Here is a 17,242-nt window from a genome sequence, read left to right on the forward strand (position 1 = left end):
GCCCGCCCGCTCACGTTCCCGGGACGCCCACCGGCCAGTTGTGCACGGGCTCGCCGTCCTGCATCAGTTCGCCGTAGCGGCGGGTCATGGCGGCGAGCGCGGCACCCCGGCCCAGTCCGGCGTCCCGCGCCCGGTGATAGGTGTCCGCCTGCCAGGACGCCCCGTTCGTCCGCCGCTTGCAGCGCTCCTCGATGATCCCGAGGTAACGGTCGCGGTCCGCGGGCTCGATGTTCCACGCGTCGAGCCCGGCGGCCGCCAGCGGCAGGAGTTCGTCCCGTACGAGTTTGACGACCGGCACCCGGGTCAGCCCGCCGGAGCGGCCGGGCCGGGGCCAGAGCAGTTCGGCGTCGATGCCGCGCCGGCACGCGGTGTCGAAGTTCTCGGCCGCGGCGGCGAACGGCATTCTGGTCCACACCGGACGGGACTCCTCGGCAAGGGCCCGCACGAGCCCGTAGTAGAGCGCGGCGTTGGCGATCACGTCGGCGACGGTCGGCCCCGCGGGCAGTACCCGGTTCTCCACCCGGAGGTGGGGGACCCCGTCCGACAGCCCGTACACCGGCCGGTTCCAGCGGTAGACCGTGCCGTTGTGCAGGACGAGTTCCTGGAGCCGGGGCACCCCGCCACCGTCGAGGACCCGCAGCGGGTCCTCCTCGTCGCAGATGGGCAGGAGCGGGGGAAAGTAGCGCACGTTCTCCTCGAAGAGTTCGTACGCCGAACCGATCCACCGCTCCCCGAACCAGGTCCTGGGACGCACCCCCTGGTTCTGCAGTTCGGGCGGCCTGGTGTCCGTGGCCTGCTGGAAGAGCGGCGGACGCGACTCCCGCCACAGCTCCCGGCCGAACAGGAAGGGCGAATTGGCTCCCAGGGCCACCTGGACCGCGGCAACGGCCTGCGCGGCGTTCCACACGTCCGCGAACCGTTCCGGGGTCACCTGCAGATGAAGCTGGACCGAGGTGCAGGCCGCCTCCGGTGCGATCGACCCGGAGGTGCAGACCAAGCGCTCCACACCTTCGATATCAAGGCAGAAATCCTCGCCGCGCGCCGCCACCATTTGGTCGTTCAGCAGCGCGTAGCGGTCCACGTCGGAGAGGTTCGCGCGGACCATGTCCCCACTGCCGAGCGTGGGCAGGATTCCGATCATCACGATCCCGGCATCGACCTCGCCGGCCTTCCGGTCGGCATATCCGAGGCCGATCCGCAGCTCCTCGGCCAACTGGTCGAGAACGCGCCCGGCCAGTTGGTGGGGAACAATGTTCACTTCCAGATTGAACATGCCGAGTTCTGTCTGGAAATCCCGGCTCGCGATGCGCTCCAGCACCTGTCCATTCAACATCCTCGGCATGCCGTCGGAACCCGCCAGATTCAGCTCGATCTCCATGCCCATGAGGTCGCGCGGCCGGTCGAATCTCCGCTCCGCCAGGAGCCTCCCCAGCCCCTCCAGGCACTGGTGGAGCTTCCGCCGGTACCTCTGCCGATCGGACAGGTCAAAGGCGCCCGCCACGACCTTCTCCCCCATCGAAGTGTCCCTCCTCGAGTGGGCAGCCCGCGGCCCAGGCCGCTCGCGTCACGATCGATAATGCCCAGACGGGGTGATCCATAACGCCCCGCGGAGGGTGCACACCCGCTAATCTGATGACCGCAGCCCGTGGCACATTCACTCGGCATGACGCGGTGCGCAGTTTCCGCCGTTCGGCCCTCGCGGAATGCACCGACGTGTTTCGGCCTACCGTGTCACAGGAAAAACACGAGGCGGCGGCTGTGCCGCTCGCACCGAATCAGCATAATCTCCGCATAATAAAGTCCGGATACCGTCTTGCCGGCAATAGTCGTGGCGGCTAGTGGAATCACCGCGTGAACACGTGTCGTATAAACTCCGCGGACGAGGCAGAGAGTTGACGCACCGGCTCAGTCACCGGCCTCCTCTGGCCCCGCATGCCGACAGCGCCGTCTGCACCCACCCACGCTCCACCGTGTCTCCGAAGTGAGAGGCGACCCACTATGCCGCTGCATGTTCCTCCGGCTCCCGCACCCGCGCTGAGAAGCGTACTCGCGGCGCTCGGCTCACCCACCGCGGTCCGCGAGGCCCGCACCCCCGCCCTGCGGTCCGCCCAGGGGCCGCTGAGCCCCGATCACCCGCTCCCCGTCCATGTGCTGGACCGCATCGGAACGGGCGGGCTCGCAGCCACCACCCGGCTCGCCGCCTGGCGCTTCCAGATCCGCGGCGCGGAGCGGGCGGTCGCCGCGGCGGACACCATGCTCACCCCCGACGGCTGGACCTTCTCGCACTTCTTCGAGGGCCCCTACATCGCCTCGACCGAACTCGCCCTGCGCCAGGCGGAGGCCGCGAGCACGCACTACCAGCCGAGGCTGCTGTCCATTCCTGAGCTCTACATGCTGGCACTGTGGCTGCACGAGGACACCGAGGCCGACGCTTCCGGCGGATCCCCCGCCCCGGCCGATCTGCTGGTACCGCTGGCTCCCGCCCCACCGGGCATCGCGGCGCACCGTCCGCACCGGGTCGCCGATCTGCTTCCCGTGATCACCACCCGCATCACACCCGGCCCCGGCCCCCTGCTCGGCTCCCCCGCCTGAGCCCCGGCCGCCCCCACTTCGCTGTGCCCCGCCGCCGATTCCGGTGGCGGGGCACAGCACTGCGTGGGCGCATCCGCTCCCCATCCGGACTAGCTCCATCCGGCCACCCCGAACCACCCGAATTGACAGGGCAGTTGCGTTGAACCGTCCGGCTGGGTGATGCGTCATGAGAGGAGAAGAAGCGCTGCCGCGAAATACCTGCGGATTGACGCCCGTGGGGCAACACTGGGACCGACCGATCGATACGGGGGGCGGCCATGAACACCTCTTCAAGCCGCAGGACACTCAACTCAACGCAGCGAAAGAACCCAGCCATGTGTCAGCACCAGCCACCCTGCCCCACAGCCGACTCAGCCGACCGGGAAGCCGCCCGCCTGGTGGCGCACCATCCGGAACAGGGCTGGAGCCTGCTGTGCAACGGCGTCCTGCTCTTCGAGGACACCGGTGAGCTGCTCCCGGACGGGCAGATCATCGCGCCGCACCGGCCGCTGGGAACGGGCCGGGTGATGAAGGCCGCCTGACCGCGGCAGGTACGGACAGGGGCCGGCCCGGAGAGATCTCCGAACCGGCCCCGACGCAGTTCCGCCTCACCCGACGGCGGACGTGCCGTCGGTCTCGTCAGTTGTCGTACTCGTCCAGCGGCGGGCAGGAGCAGACGAGGTTGCGGTCACCGAACGCACCGTCGATCCGGCGCACCGGAGGCCAGTACTTGTCGGCGGCGGTGACCCCGGCCGGGAAGACCGCCACCTCACGGCTGTAGCCGTGCGCCCAGTCGCCGCCCAGCGTGGCCGCCGTGTGCGGGGCGTTGCCCAGCGGGTTGTCGTCCGCGCCCCACTCGCCGGAGGCCACCTTCTCGATCTCGCCGCGAATGGCGATCATCGTGTCGCAGAAGCGGTCCAGCTCCGCGAGGTCCTCGCTCTCGGTCGGTTCGATCATCAGCGTGCCCGCGACCGGGAACGACATGGTCGGCGAGTGGAATCCGTAGTCGATGAGCCGCTTGGCCACGTCGTCGATGCTGACGCCGGTCGCCTTGGAGATCGGCCGCAGATCCACGATGCACTCGTGCGCGACCAGTCCGGCGGGGCCGTTGTACAGGATCGGGTAGTGCGGTTCCAGCCGCTTGGCGACGTAGTTGGCCGCGAGGACGGCGACCTGCGTCGCGCGCTTCAGGCCCTCCCCGCCCATCAGGCGTACGTACGCCCAGGAGATCGGCAGGATGCCCGCCGAGCCCCACGGAGCGGCCGAGATCGGGCCCACCCCGGTCTCCGGACCGGCGGCGGGCTGCAGCGGGTGGTTGGGCAGGTACGGCGCCAGGTGGGCGCGCACACCGACCGGGCCGACGCCGGGGCCGCCGCCGCCGTGCGGGATGCAGAAGGTCTTGTGCAGGTTCAGGTGCGAGACGTCGCCGCCGAAATGGCCCGGCTTGGCGAGACCGACCAGCGCGTTGAGGTTGGCGCCGTCGACGTACACCTGGCCGCCCGCGTCGTGCACCTCGGCGCAGATGTCCGCGACGTGCTCCTCGAAGACACCGTGCGTCGACGGGTAGGTGATCATGAGCACGGCGAGCTCGTCGCGGTACTGCTCGATCTTGGCGCGGAGGTCCTGGATGTCGACCTCGCCGTCGTCGGCGGTCTTCACCACGACGACCCTCATACCGGCCATCACGGCACTGGCCGCGTTGGTGCCGTGTGCGGAGGACGGGATCAGACAGACGGTCCGCCCCTCGTCGCCGTTGGCACGGTGGTACGCCCGGACGGCCAGCAGCCCCGCGAACTCGCCCTGCGAGCCGGCGTTCGGCTGGATGGAGACCGCGTCGTACCCGGTGACCTCGGCGAGACGCTCCTCCAGCTCACGGATGAGCGTCAGGAAGCCCTGGGCCTGCTCGGCCGGCGCGAAGGGGTGCAGCGCGCCGAACTCGGGCCAGGTGATCGACTCCATCTCGGCGGTCGCGTTCAGCTTCATCGTGCAGGAGCCGAGCGGGATCATGCCGCGGTCCAGCGCGTAGTCGCGGTCGGCGAGCCTGCGCAGGTAGCGCAGCATCGCGGTCTCGGAACGGTGCTGGTGGAAGACCGGGTGGGTGAGCACGGAGTCGGTCCGCAGCAGCTGCTCGGGCAGCGCCTCCGCGGTCGTGGCGTCCAGTGCGTCGATGTCACCGGTGGCGCCGAAGGCCGCCCAGACGGACGCGATCTCCGTGCGGGTGGTGGTCTCGTCGCAGGCGAGCGAGACGAGGTCGGCGTCGACGAGCCGCAGGTTCACACCGCGCTCGCGGGCGTCGGCGACGACCTCGGCGGCCCTGCCGGGCACCCGGACGGTGAGCGTGTCGAAGTGCGAGCCGGTCACGACGTCGGCACCGGCGGCGCGCAGGCCCTCGGCGAGGATCGCGGCGTAGCGGTGGGTGCGCCGGGCGATCGTCCGCAGCCCCTCGGGGCCGTGGTAGACGGCGTACATACCGGCCATCACCGCGAGCAGCACCTGAGCGGTGCAGATGTTGCTGGTGGCCTTCTCGCGGCGGATGTGCTGCTCGCGGGTCTGGAGGGCCAGCCGGTAGGCCTTGTTGCCGTCCGCGTCCACGGAGACGCCGACGAGGCGGCCCGGGAGGCTGCGCGCGAACTTCTCGCGCACGGCCATGAAGCCGGCGTGCGGTCCGCCGAAGCCCATCGGCACACCGAAGCGCTGCGTGGTGCCCACCGCGATGTCCGCGCCCAGCTCGCCGGGCGAGGTGAGCAGGGTGAGCGCCAGCAGATCGGCGGCCACGGTGACGATCGCGCCGAGCCCGTGGGCCTGCTCGATGACGGGCCTGAGGTCGCGTACGGCTCCGGAGGCGCCCGGGTACTGCAGCAGCACGCCGAAGACGCCGCCCTCGGCGATCTCGGCCGGGATGCCGTCGGTGAGGTCGGCGACGACGACCTCGACACCGGTCGGCTCGGCACGGGTCCGGATCACGGCGACGGTCTGCGGGAGAGCGTCCTCGTCGACCAGGAAGACGCCCTTCTTCACCTTGCCGACGCGCCGCGCCAGCGCCATCGCCTCGGCGGCCGCGGTGCCCTCGTCGAGCAGCGAGGCGCCGGAGGTGGGCAGCCCGGTCAGGTCGGCGACCATCGTCTGGAAGTTCAGGAGGGCTTCGAGGCGGCCCTGGGAGATCTCCGGCTGGTACGGCGTGTAGGCCGTGTACCAGGCGGGGTTCTCCATCACGTTGCGCAGGATCACCGGCGGGGTGAACGTGCCGTAGTAGCCGAGGCCGATCATCGGGGCCAGCACCTGGTTGCGGTCGGCGAGCGTACGCAGTTCGGCCAGCACCTCGGCCTCGGTACGGGCCGTCGGCAGCTGGAGCGCCTCGGCGCTGCGGATGACATCGGGCACCGCGGCGGCGGTCAGCTCGTCGAGCGAGCCGTAACCGACCTGGGCGAGCATCTTGGCCTGCGCCGCGGCGTCGGGACCGATATGACGCTGCTCGAACGGAATTCCCTGTTCCAGCTGGGAGAGCGAAGTGCGACGGGGGGTCATGGTGGAGGCCTCCTGGTCTGTCACGACCTGCGAGGGGCACCACGGCGCGGGGTGCCCGAACGGCCTCCCCCTCTGTCATCTCAACCTGAGAGCTTCACCGGTGCCCACTGCGCGCACCGGCTTTCACCGTCGGTGAGGGAGAGATCCACCTCGGCACACGGCCGTGCGGAACCCGCCCTGCTTTCCAGAGTGACCTCGTCCGTGCGGTACGGGGGCCTGAGAGATTCCGGGGAGGATTTGCTCCTTCGGCGCCTCCGGACTCGTTCCGGAGGACTCTCCCGCACGGGGTAAGCAGCCGCTCTCAGCCTACCAGCGGGGTTCCCGGCGCAATTCTCGAGTGGCCAACCCCGTGGATCTGCACTTCTGTGGTTCCTGTGGAGTAGCCGCGACCAGTGGGAGGGACCGTGCAGACCGACATCGATCCGCGCAGCCTGATCGGCCGCAAGGCGTTCGACCGCGAGGGTACCAAGATCGGAACCGTGGACGAGGTGTACCTCGACGACGCGACCGGCGTGCCGGAGTGGGCGGCCGTACGTACCGGACTGTTCAGCCGGGACGCCTTCGTCCCACTGGAACCCAGCGAATTCGTCGAGGACACGCTGCGTGTCCCCTTCGACCGCGCACTGATCAAGGACGCACCCGACTTCGGGGTCGGCCGGCATCTCTCGCCGGAACAGGAACTCCAGCTCTACCGGCACTACGGTCTGGACGCCCTGCCCGAGGAGACCGGCCCGGACCGGGACTTCGGCAGGCTGGCCGGCCAGGACGAGTAGTCGGCCGGGTCCCGCACGAGCGGCAGCGGATCGGCAGGCTGGAGTTCCGGATCGTCGATGCGGAACGTACGCACCCGGCCGGGCGCCGATTCCGGCTCCTCGAAGCGCACTGTCACCCGGCCGACGCCGCTGCCCTGCACCCAGCCGTGACCGTGGACGTCGTGCCGTACGTCGTGTCCGGCCGGCCAGCGGCGGGCGGCGAGCTGCTCGGCGCTCTCCTGCTCCGGCTCATCGGGCTCCGGCCGGCCGTCGCCCGTACCGGCGTCCGCTGCGCCTCCCGCGCTGTCGGCGGGCCCGGCGGCAGCGAGCGCGGCGGCGGTGCGCTCGTCGGCCGCCTGCGCGAACAGGTCCTCCTGGGTGTAGTCGGCGAGCCCCGTGACGCCCACGCCCAGCAGCCGCACTCCCCCGGTGGTGTCCACGGACTCCAGGAGCCGCGCGGCGGCCTCCCTGACCACCGTGGGGTCGTCGGTGGGGCCACGCAGCGTCTCGGACCGGGTCAGGGTCGAGAAGTCGTACCGCCGCACCTTCAGCACCACGGTCCGGCCCGAGCGCTCCGCCGCCCGCAGCCGCTGGACGCACCGGTCGGCGAGCCGCTCCACCTCGCTCCTGACCCGGACCCGGTCGTGCAGGTCCGTGTCGAAGGTGTCCTCGACCGAGACCGATTTCGCGTCGCGCTCGGCGACCACCGGCCGGTCGTCATGGCCGGACGCCATCCGGTGCAGCGAGACACCGTGCGCCTTGCCCAGCAGCCGTACGAGCTCCGCCTCGCCCGCCTCTGCCAGGTCATTCACCGTGGTCATCCCGGCGCGCCGCAGATGGTCCGCGGTGGCCGGCCCGACCCCGGGCAGCGTGCGGACCGGCATGGGCGCGAGCAGATCCCGCTCGGTGCCCGGCGCTATCAGCAGGATCCCGTCGGGCTTCGCCTCCTCCGAGGCGATCTTGGCCAGCATCTTGGAGCCCGCGAGGCCGACGGAGCCGCTGAGTCCGGTGACCGCCTCGATCGCCTCCCGCAGCTGCTCACCGATCGCCAGCGCGGAAGCCGTGTCGTCCGCGGTGCCACCGGCCTCCAGGTCGACGAAGGCCTCGTCCAGGCTCAATGGCTCCACCAGCGGCGACAGCCGGCCCAGCAGCTCCATGACCTGGTCGCTCACGGTCCGGTACAGCGCGAAGCGCGGCACCAGATAGGCCGCGTTCGGCGCCAGCCGCCTGGCCTGCGCCATCGGCATGGCCGAGTGGACCCCGAAACGCCGGGCCTCGTACGAGGCGGTGGCGACGACCCCGCGGGGCCCCAGCCCGCCCACGACCACGGGCTTGCCACGCAGACTCGGCTTCGCCGCCTGCTCCGCAGAGGCGTAGAAGGCATCCATGTCCAGATGCAGGATGGTCGGCGCGGCTCTCACATCAGTCGATGCTGCCCTACGGCACTGACAATCGCCGGGCGGCAACCGCCCGCGGGCCCGGGAATTCCCGGGCCCGGCCGGGCTCGCGCCGGCTCAGCCGGCCCGGTTGCGCCGTCGGGCGAGCTCGTCGGCGGGATTGTTCCCGATCAGCGTCTCGCCGGTGTCCACCCGCTCCCCGTGCAGCTGTGACAGCGCGGCGTCGACGTCCCGCCAGACCACGCCCACCGCGATGCCGAAGACGCCCTGGCCCCCTTGGAGCAGCTCCACCACCTCGGCGGGCGAGGAGCACTCGTAGACGGTCGCGCCGTCGCTCATCAGCGTCATGCGTTCGAGGTCCTGGAAACCGCGGGCCCGTAGGTGCTGGACCGTGGTGCGGATGTTCTGGAGGGCCACCCCGGTGTCGAGGAAGCGCTTCACGATCTTCAGCAGGACGACGTCCCGGAAGCTGTAGAGCCGCTGTGTGCCCGATCCGTATGCGGGACGGACGCTCGGTTCGACGAGGCCCGTGCGAGCCCAGTAGTCGAGCTGGCGGTAGGTGATCCCCGCCGCCGCGCATGCCGTCGGCCCGCGATAGCCGATGTCCTTGGCCGATGCCACGCCGTCCCCCGCCACCGCAGCCGGCGCAGCCGGTTGCCTGATGGTCTGGTCGGCTGTACTCCCCTGCTGCGGATACGGCCCACCCACTGCCGCACCGTCGCCGCTGCTGCTCACGCCGACCTCCGTCCTTGACCTGCCCACTCGAAGGTAGGCAGTCACCCGGGGTGCGTCAACGATCGCCACACTCGGCACGCCGAGTGATAATCACCCTGAGGGTGGTTTCCCGTGACTCGCGACCGGGAAAGGCTTGTCGGATGCGCTGACGGCGCCCCCTAGGGACGTCACTGGCTGTTCGTGCCGAAGTCCTCCGGCGAGATCTGATCGAGGAACTCCCGGAACTTCTCCACCTCGTCCTCCTGCTCGTCGGGAATCGCGATTCCCGCGTCATCGAGCACCCCGTCACTGCCGTAGATCGGCGTTCCGGTGCGCAGGGCGAGCGCTATGGCGTCGGACGGCCGCGCACTCACCTCGACTCCGCTCGCGAAGACCAGCTCCGCGTAGAAGACCCCTTCTCGCAGGTCCGTGATCCGGACCTCGGTGAGCTCCTGGCCCACGGCCTCGAGCACATCCTTGAAGAGGTCATGGGTCAGCGGCCTGGCCGGAGCCATGCCCTGCTGAGCGAAGGCGATCGCGGTCGCCTCACCAGGACCGATCCAAATAGGGAGGTACCGGTCGCCTCCCACTTCACGCAGGAGCACGATCGGTTGGTTGGAGGGCATTTCCACCCGGACACCCACAACGTCGAGCTCGTTCACACAGCAACCCTAGGACGTGCTCGGCAGGTTTGGGTAGTCGGGGCCCACGAGGATCAGTGGAGCCTGATCTGGAGCGCGGTCTGTACGAGGGCCGAGTGCAGCCGTACAGAGAGCTCCGCGAGCTCCTTCGCAGTGGCCTCGGCATGGGCTCTGGTCTGCGGATTCCGGTGTCGGCGCAGTGGTGCGACGACCTGTTCGATGAGTCCGGCCTCCCGGTCGGCGGCCGCCCGCATGGCGCGCAGATGCCGCGGTTCCAGACCGAATCGGCCCAGATCCGCCACAAGCCTGGCGACGGTGACCGTCTCGGCGTCGTATCCGCCGTCGGCCGTCGGAACGACCAGACCGTAGGACTCCCACGCGTCGAGGTCGCTCTCGGTGACCTCTGCGGCGGCGAGGAGCTCGGCCCGGCCGATGCGGGCGGCCGTGGCCCGGCCCGTCCCGCCGGTCCAGCAGCCGTCGGTGAGGTCCCGCTCGCCGTCCGGGACCGGCAGGGCCACCCGCTCGCCCCGGGCGACGGCGTCCAGGTGCTCGCGGATGACCTTCAGCGGAAGATAGTGGTCCCGCTGCATCCGCAGCACCTGGGCGAGCCGCTCGACGTCGTCGGGCCGGAACTTGCGGTAGCCGGAGGGCGTCCGCTGCGGTTCGACCAGCCCTTCCGCCTCCAGGAAGCGGATCTTGGAGATGGTGACTTCGGGAAACTCGTCCCGCAGCTGCAGGAGCACCGTGCCGATGCTCATCGGACGGTCGGCGGCGGTGGCGGTGCCGTTTCCGGCACCGCCCGTCGGTGTTCTCAGCATGGACCTTCCCTGACGGGGTCAGATGGCCCGCTGGCTCGCGTAGAAGACCAGCCGGTACTTGCCGATCTGCACTTCGTCGCCGTTGGACAGCGCGACGGAGTCGATGCGCTCACGATTGACGTACGTGCCGTTGAGGCTGCCCACGTCCCCGACCGTGAAGCTGCCGTCGGGACTCCGGCGGAACTCCACGTGACGGCGCGAGACCGTCACGTCGTCGAGGAAGATATCGCTCTGCGGGTGGCGGCCGGCCGTGGTCAGCTCGCTGTCCAGCAGGAACCGGCTGCCCGAATTCGGACCACGCCGCACGACCAGGAGCGCCGAGCCGAGCGGCAGGGCGTCCACAGCGGCCTGCGCCTCGGGCGAGAGCGACGGCGCGGACGACTGACCGGTCGCCTCCGCCTCGTAGGCCTCAAGGCCCGAGATGGAGATGGTCGACGTCGTCTCCGAGGCCCGCTCGGGAATTCCGCCCCTCAGCGGCGCGCCGCAGTTGGAGCAGAAACGACTGGCTTCGGCATTGCGGTGCCCGCACCTCGTACAGACCGGCATGGACGAACCCTCCTGCCTCGGGGTGAACCCTCCACCCGTACTTGAGGTTGAAGGTTCTCCGAAACCTATGCGGCCGGGGCCGGCAGGGTCAACAGACGACGCGCCCGAATTGTCACCCCCCGAACCTGCCACCTCATCGCGGAAGAGCGGGCGCTCTGAGCCCTGCTCGTCGGCTTGACCATGGCGCGGCGCGCGATGGCGGGCAGCCTCATCGCGTGCACTCTTGCCGAACAACTTCCCAAACAACTTCACGGGCGATTCCCCTTGACCGAAACAGACCCGCCCGTGGGGCAGGACGAACCCTGAATGAACACACCTGCCGACCCGGACATCTTCACAACGTCCGTATCCACTCGACAGTTTCCACCACGCGCCACGATTACGATGCGGCGACCCCCCGCAACCTTCTGCCTGTGTCCCCCGACGCCCACGCGTCCCGGGTTCACTGGGCGGACGACCGAGCGTAGTCAGGCCGCTCCGCCGGTCGCAAGGCATCCACGACAATGTCGTCAGCCTGCGACACATGCACGGTGGCCTGCTCCTTCTCCAGCGTCTGCACCACGCCGCCCGGGATGTTCAGCGCCGGCTCCAGATCCTGCGGCTTGCCGATGACCTTGAACACGTACGGAGCCGAAATCTTCCGCCCGTCGACCTTGATGGCGCCACCGTCACCGGAGAAGTATGTATTGGCCACCACCCGCACACCGTTGACCTCGATCGCCTCGGCGCCGGCCGCCCGAAGCTCCTGAAGCGCGTCGAGGAGCTTGTCGGCCTCCACCGCGCCACCCGGGTCGTTGATCGTGAGGGTGATCCCGGGGCCGTGCGCGGCCACGGTGCCCGCGAGGATGCCGAGTTGGCGTTCCTTCTCGACCGTCTGCTTGCGCGCTTCCTCGGCCTGGTCGGAACTGTTCTCCAGCTCCGTGCGCTGGTCCTCAAGGCGCTGCTTCTCGTCCTCCAGGCGCTGTGAACGGTCGTCCACCTCGTCGAGGATGCGGACCAGGTCCTCCTGGCGCGCGCCGCGCAGGGCGCTGTTGTCGCTGTTGGACCGCACCTGGATGGCAAGCCCCAGTCCGAGGACGAACAGCAGTACCGCGACAATGAGTTGGGCGCGGGTGACCCGTGGCGGCCACAGCCCGGCGATCAGCCGCTGGCGTCCGGTGAGCTCCTTGGGAGCGTCCGCGGGCTGCTCACCGGAGTGTTCCCGGCCGCCGGTGAATTCTTCGTCGTTGCTCATCGGCCTCAGGCCCGGAAGACGTGCCGGCGGATGGCGGCGGCGTTGGAGAAGATCCGGATACCGAGGACGACCACCACACCGGTGGAGAGCTGGGCACCGACGCCCAGCTTGTCGCCCAGGAAGACGATCAGGGCGGCCACGACCACGTTCGAGAGGAACGAGACCACGAAGACCTTGTCGACGAAGATGCCGTCGAGCATGGCCCGCAGGCCGCCGAAGACGGCATCGAGGGCGGCCACGACGGCGATCGGGAGATAGGGCTCGACCACCGCCGGCACTTCGGGCCGGACCAACAGTCCGACCACGACTCCCACGACGAGGCCCAGTACGGCGATCACGATGTGCCCTTCCCTGTGTCTGCCGCACCACTGCCGGTGTCTGCGGCCTTATAAGGCTCTGCTGTCCGTACGATCAGGCTGGGGGCGGCCGGGAGATTCACCTTCTCCTGGACGGAGATGCTGGTCCTGATGTCGAAGGTGTCCTTCAGCGCTTGCAGATACTGTCCGTCGGCACTGCTGCGGAAGGCGGCGCTGAGCTTCTTCCCGTCCCCCACCGCCAGCACCGAGTACGGCGGCACCAGCGGTTTGTTGTCGACCAGTATGGCGTCGCCCGCGGCCCGGATCGCCGACAGGGCGGTCAGACGCTGCCCGTTGATGGCGATCGCTTCCGCGCCGGACTGCCAGAGCCCGTTGACGACCCGTTGCAGGTCCCGGTCCCTGACCCGTCCGGTGTCGGAGAAGCCGCTGGTCTCACGCGGTCCGCCGCCGCCCTGGTCGGTGTTCTTCGCGTCGTCGACGACCAGCTTCACGCCGGGCCCGTACACGGGCGTCGCGCCGGAGAGCAGAGCCACCAGTTCCGTCTGGTCCCCACCGTGCTTCTCCAGGGCCTTGCGCTGACGCCTGCCGACATCGTCGCGGACCTTCTCGACCTGTGCCTCGAGCGTGTCGGTCGCGGCGGTCTCGGAGTCGATCCGGTCGATCAGTTCCTCGCGTTCCTTGGCGAGGACCGGTGCCGCCACCCGCGCCTGCGCGGCGCCCAGAGTGACAACGAGCGCGGCCAGCACCAGGCACGCCGCGAAGCCCAGCTTCGCCTTGAGGGTGCGGGGCATACCGGCCCGGCCGTCGGCCTCGCGACGAGCCGATGCCTCGGCGTACCCGTCGTCCAGGCTGTGGTCCATCACATTGGTCAGCAGCGACATGGACGCGTCGGGGCGCGCGGGCGGCGAGGCCGTACTCCGATCGGGGGGCTGCTGCGACATGCCGCACATCGTCGCACGTCGCAGCGGCTACCGCCGAATGGCCCCACCGATGTGCCGGGAGCCGCCGGCCGCCGCGGTCCGGCCCACCACGGGAACCCCGGACCGTCCGGCCACCGCGGCGGCGATTCTCCGCCGCGGCGGTGGCCGGACGCCTCAGTTGCCCGCGCTGTCGACGATCGCCGCCCACTCGTCCAGGAGGGCCTGCGCCGAGGCGTCGTCCGGCCCTTCCGCCCACAGATGGGTGACCGCTTCCGCCCGGTCCGGCAGCACCATCACCCAGCGGCCGTCCGCCTCGACGACCCGCACACCGTCCGTCGTGTCGACATCGCGGTCTCCCGCGGCCTCGACGACACGGCGCATCACCAGCCCCTTCACGGCCCAAGGGGTCGCCAGATCACGGCGCAGGACATGGGCACGCGGAATGCGCGCATCGATCTGGCTGAGTGTGAGCTGCGTCCTCGCCACCAGCCCGATCAGCCGTACGAACGCGGCCGATCCGTCGAAGACGCTGCTGAATTCCGGAACGATGAAGCCGCCGCGCCCGTCTCCACCGAAAATGGTCCCTTCCTCGCGTCCGACCCGGGTCAGGTCGTCGGGCGATGTCGTCGTCCACTCGACCTGGGTGCCGTGGTACGCGGCCACCTGCTCGGCGACGCGGGTGGTGGTCACCGGCAGCGCCACCCGCCCACTGCGCCGCTCGGCGGCGACGAGGTCGAGCATGACCAGCAGAGCCCGGTCGTCCTCAATGATCCGCCCCCGCTCGTCGACCAGGGAGAGCCGTTCACCGACCGGGTCGAACCGGACGCCGAAGGCCGCCCTCGCCGAGGAGACGATCTCCCCGAGTCGCACCAGTCCGGACCGCCGGGTCTCGGCGGACTCGGTCGGACGCGATTCGTCCAGGCCGGGGTTGATGGTCAGCGCGTCCACACCGAGCCGTCCGAGCAGGCTGGGCAGAACAAGTCCCGCGCTGCCGTTGGAAGCGTCGACCACGACCTTCAGCCCGGCGTCGGCGATTCCGGCGGTGTCCACGTTCCGCAGCAGTGATCCCGTGTACGAGTCGAACACACTGGACGGGAAGTGCAGGTCCCCGATCTCCCCGGGGAAGGCACGGCGGTACTCCTGCCGGGCGTAGACGCGGTCCAGCTTCCGCTGCTGCGCCTGGGAGAGGTCGGCACCGCTGGCATCGAAGAACATGATGTCGACGGAGTCGGGGACACCCGGCGACGTCCGGATCATGATGCCGCCAGCGCTGCCGCGTGCGGTCTGCTGGCGCGCCACGGGCAGCGGTACGTTCTCGAGGTCGCGGACATCGATGGCGCTGGCCTGGAGGGCGGAGATCACCGCACGTTTCAGCGCTCGGGCACCACGGGAGTGGTCACGTGCGGTGGTGACCGTCGAGCCCTTCTTCAGCGTCGTGGCGTACGCACCGGCCAGCCTGACGGCCAGTTCCGGCGTGATCTCGACGTTCAGGATCCCGGAGACACCGCGCGCCCCGAAGAGGTGGGCCTGTCCGCGCGACTCCCAGATCACCGAGGTGTTGACGAAGGCGCCGGCCTCAATGGTCTTGAAGGGGTAGACGCGGACGTTGCCCTGAATGATCGATTCTTCGCCGACGAGGCATTCGTCGCCGATGACGGCGCCGTCCTCGATGCGTGCGGCACGCATGATGTCGGTGTTCTTGCCGATCACGCAGCCACGCAGATTGCTGTGATCGCCGATGTACACGTTGTCGTGCACCACGGCCTTGTGCAGGAACGCCCCGCTCTTCACGACGACGTTCGACCCGATGACCGTGTGTTCACGGATCTCGACGCCGGCCTCGACCTTGGCGTAGTCGCCGACGTACAGGGGCCCCCGGAGTACCGCGTCGGGGTGTACCTCGGCGCCTTCGGCCACCCATACACCGGGCGAGATCTCGAAGCCGTCGATCTCCACGTCGACCTTGCGCTCGAGGACGTCGGCCTGGGCCTTGACGTAGCTCTCGTGCGTGCCCACGTCCTCCCAGTAGCCCTCGGCGACATAGCCGTAGATGGGCTTGCCTTCCTTCATGAGCTGCGGGAAGACGTCTCCGGACCAGTCCACCGAGACATCGGCCTCGACGTAGTTGAAGACCTCGGGCTCCATCACGTAGATGCCCGTGTTGACGGTGTCCGAGAAGACCTGCCCCCAGGTGGGCTTCTCCAGGAACCGCTCGACCTGGCCCGCTTCGTCCACGATCGTGATCCCGAATTCCAGGGGATTCGGGACCCGGGTGAGGCAGACCGTGACCAGGCCGCCCTTTTCCTTGTGGAAGGCGATGAGGTCGGTGAGGTCGAAGTCGGTGAGCGCGTCACCGGAAATGACGAGGAAGGTGTCGTCCTTCAATGCCTCTTCGGCGTTCTTCACACTGCCCGCGGTGCCGAGCGGTTTCTCCTCGTTGGCATAAGTGAGCTCCATCCCGAGCTCTTCGCCGTCTCCGAAGTAGTTCTTCACCAGAGACGCGAGGAACTGGACGGTCACAACCGTCTCATTGAGCCCGTGCCTCTTCAGCAGCCGAAGCACATGTTCCATGATCGGCCGATTGGCTACGGGCAGGAGCGGCTTGGGCATGCTTGAGGTCATGGGGCGAAGGCGAGTGCCTTCACCACCTGCCATCACGACGGCCTTCATGTCGGAAACGTCCTCCTCGAAGAGACGACGGTCTAGCCGACTTCGCCCGTCGGGGCAGCATCTGTGTCATCAGCCGCGGGCCGGCCACGCTGCGCGGCACCGCATCAACGGGCTCAATCGGCTACTGCATCCGCCTTGACAAGCCGGCGGACCTGAACCACATAGAGGATCCCTGCCCACCAGTAGAGCGTTGTACCCCATACTGCGAACGCCCAGCCGAAAACAGTGGCCAGTGATGCCAGCCAACCACCTCCGTCGCTGAGCAGCAACAAGGGAAACGCGTACATCAGATTGAACGTGGCCGCCTTGCCCAGGAAGTTCACCTGGGGCGGTGGATAGCCGTGACGGCGCAGGATTCCCACCATCACGAGAAGCATCAGCTCACGAGCGAGAAGAGCTGCGGTGAGCCAGAGCGGGAGGATCTCCCGCCAGGTCAGTCCGACAAGGGTCGAAAGAATGTAGAGGCGGTCGGCGGCCGGGTCGAGCAGCCGTCCGAGGCTGCTGATCTGGTTCCAACGACGCGCGAGCTTTCCATCGAGGTAGTCGCTGACGCCGCTGAACATCAGCACCAGCAACGCCCAGCCGTCGCTCTTGGGCCCGCCGAACTCAGGGCGGAGAATCAGCCACAGGAAGACAGGCACGCCGACAAGGCGGGCCATGCTGAGGATGTTGGGGATGGTGAGTACCCGGTTCGTCTGAACGCGAGTCTCCTGGACCTCCACCCGGGGGCCTCCTGTGAAGAACGTGCCAATGATGCCCCCTGACCCTACCCTCAGGGGTGGCCGGCGAGTACACAGGGGTACCGCGAACGCCCCGGAACGCAGAAAAGCCCCGTGCCACAAGGGCACGGGGCTTAACTATAAAAGGAGTTCGGCGGCGTCCTACTCTCCCACAGGGTCCCCCCTGCAGTACCATCGGCGCTGAAAGGCTTAGCTTCCGGGTTCGGAATGTAACCGGGCGTTTCCCTAACGCAATGACCACCGAAACACTATGAAATTAACCAACACCGGAACACAACACGGCCGTTCGTTATTTCAGAACTAACACAGTGGACGCGAGCAACTGAGGACAAGCCCTCGGCCTATTAGTACCAGTCAGCTCCACCCGTTACCGGGCTTCCACATCTGGCCTATCAAC

15 protein-coding genes, 2 rRNA genes and 1 riboswitch are annotated in these 17,242 nt (G+C 69.0%); of the genes, 3 read left to right on the forward strand and 14 right to left on the reverse strand.

Annotation, left to right across the window (positions count from 1 at the left end; genetic code table 11):
* Positions 1–10 precede the first annotated feature (10 nt).
* Positions 11–1,516, reverse strand: coding sequence for a glutamate-cysteine ligase family protein (locus ACIQM0_RS11500; RefSeq protein WP_401285777.1), 1,506 nt, complete (start codon positions 1,514–1,516; stop codon positions 11–13).
* A 482-nt stretch (positions 1,517–1,998) separates the two neighbouring features.
* Between ACIQM0_RS11500 and ACIQM0_RS11505 the strand changes: the two genes are divergently transcribed.
* Positions 1,999–2,592 carry a hypothetical protein gene (locus ACIQM0_RS11505; RefSeq protein ID WP_401285778.1) on the forward strand — a complete coding sequence of 198 codons (594 nt, stop codon included), beginning with the start codon at positions 1,999–2,001 and terminating at the stop codon, positions 2,590–2,592.
* A gap of 314 nt (positions 2,593–2,906) precedes the next feature.
* A complete protein-coding gene (locus ACIQM0_RS11510; protein WP_123528417.1) occupies positions 2,907–3,113 on the forward strand; it encodes a DUF5999 family protein in 207 nt (68 codons plus the stop codon).
* A gap of 97 nt (positions 3,114–3,210) precedes the next feature.
* Here ACIQM0_RS11510 and gcvP read toward each other — a convergent pair whose 3' ends face one another.
* The gene (gcvP, locus tag ACIQM0_RS11515) at positions 3,211–6,096 is read right to left on the reverse strand and encodes an aminomethyl-transferring glycine dehydrogenase (protein WP_401285779.1); all 2,886 of its coding nucleotides are present in this window, start codon (positions 6,094–6,096) and stop codon (positions 3,211–3,213) included.
* Between the two features lie 194 nt (positions 6,097–6,290).
* Positions 6,291–6,387, reverse strand: a riboswitch (glycine riboswitch).
* 113 nt (positions 6,388–6,500) lie between these two features.
* On the opposite strand from gcvP, the gene ACIQM0_RS11520 reads away from it, so the two are divergent.
* Complete coding sequence (locus ACIQM0_RS11520; protein WP_401285780.1) at positions 6,501–6,869, forward strand: PRC-barrel domain-containing protein; 369 nt, start codon at positions 6,501–6,503, stop codon at positions 6,867–6,869.
* On the opposite strand, the gene ACIQM0_RS11525 is transcribed toward ACIQM0_RS11520, so the two are convergent.
* The 12 genes from ACIQM0_RS11525 to ACIQM0_RS11580 all read right to left on the reverse strand — a co-directional run.
* A complete protein-coding gene (locus ACIQM0_RS11525; protein ID WP_401285781.1) occupies positions 6,794–8,269 on the reverse strand; it encodes a DNA polymerase IV in 1,476 nt (491 codons plus the stop codon). The genes ACIQM0_RS11520 and ACIQM0_RS11525 overlap by 76 nt on opposite strands.
* Before the next feature lie 93 nt (positions 8,270–8,362).
* Entirely contained in the window at positions 8,363–8,980 is a 618-nt protein-coding gene (locus tag ACIQM0_RS11530; RefSeq protein WP_401285782.1) for a MerR family transcriptional regulator, read from the reverse strand.
* A 167-nt stretch (positions 8,981–9,147) separates the two neighbouring features.
* Positions 9,148–9,621: a bifunctional nuclease family protein gene (locus tag ACIQM0_RS11535; protein WP_006123076.1), complete on the reverse strand. Its 474-nt coding sequence runs from the start codon at positions 9,619–9,621 to the stop codon at positions 9,148–9,150.
* 53 nt (positions 9,622–9,674) lie between these two features.
* The gene (locus ACIQM0_RS11540; protein WP_401285783.1) at positions 9,675–10,418 is read right to left on the reverse strand and encodes a MerR family transcriptional regulator; all 744 of its coding nucleotides are present in this window, start codon (positions 10,416–10,418) and stop codon (positions 9,675–9,677) included.
* An 18-nt stretch (positions 10,419–10,436) separates the two neighbouring features.
* Positions 10,437–11,216 (reverse strand): FHA domain-containing protein, encoded by a 780-nt coding sequence (locus tag ACIQM0_RS11545; RefSeq protein ID WP_363029048.1) that lies wholly within the window; start codon positions 11,214–11,216, stop codon positions 10,437–10,439.
* A 190-nt stretch (positions 11,217–11,406) separates the two neighbouring features.
* Complete coding sequence (locus tag ACIQM0_RS11550; RefSeq protein WP_401285784.1) at positions 11,407–12,198, reverse strand: DUF881 domain-containing protein; 792 nt, start codon at positions 12,196–12,198, stop codon at positions 11,407–11,409.
* 5 nt (positions 12,199–12,203) lie between these two features.
* Positions 12,204–12,536 (reverse strand): small basic family protein, encoded by a 333-nt coding sequence (locus tag ACIQM0_RS11555; protein ID WP_003970459.1) that lies wholly within the window; start codon positions 12,534–12,536, stop codon positions 12,204–12,206.
* Positions 12,533–13,456, reverse strand: coding sequence for a DUF881 domain-containing protein (locus ACIQM0_RS11560; protein WP_401285785.1), 924 nt, complete (start codon positions 13,454–13,456; stop codon positions 12,533–12,535). The genes ACIQM0_RS11555 and ACIQM0_RS11560 overlap by 4 nt, the downstream gene beginning before the upstream one ends.
* 153 nt (positions 13,457–13,609) lie before the next feature.
* Complete coding sequence (locus ACIQM0_RS11565) at positions 13,610–16,105, reverse strand: sugar phosphate nucleotidyltransferase (protein WP_401285786.1); 2,496 nt, start codon at positions 16,103–16,105, stop codon at positions 13,610–13,612.
* A 113-nt stretch (positions 16,106–16,218) separates the two neighbouring features.
* Positions 16,219–16,827 carry a CDP-alcohol phosphatidyltransferase family protein gene (locus ACIQM0_RS11570; protein ID WP_362961926.1) on the reverse strand — a complete coding sequence of 203 codons (609 nt, stop codon included), beginning with the start codon at positions 16,825–16,827 and terminating at the stop codon, positions 16,219–16,221.
* Between the two features lie 146 nt (positions 16,828–16,973).
* Positions 16,974–17,090 (reverse strand): 5S ribosomal RNA (gene rrf, locus ACIQM0_RS11575).
* A 79-nt stretch (positions 17,091–17,169) separates the two neighbouring features.
* Positions 17,170–17,242 (reverse strand): 23S ribosomal RNA (locus ACIQM0_RS11580); the annotation flags it as partial.

The sequence above is a fragment of the Streptomyces sp. NPDC091387 genome, assembly GCF_044756945.1.
Classification (GTDB): Bacteria; Actinomycetota; Actinomycetes; order Streptomycetales; family Streptomycetaceae; genus Streptomyces.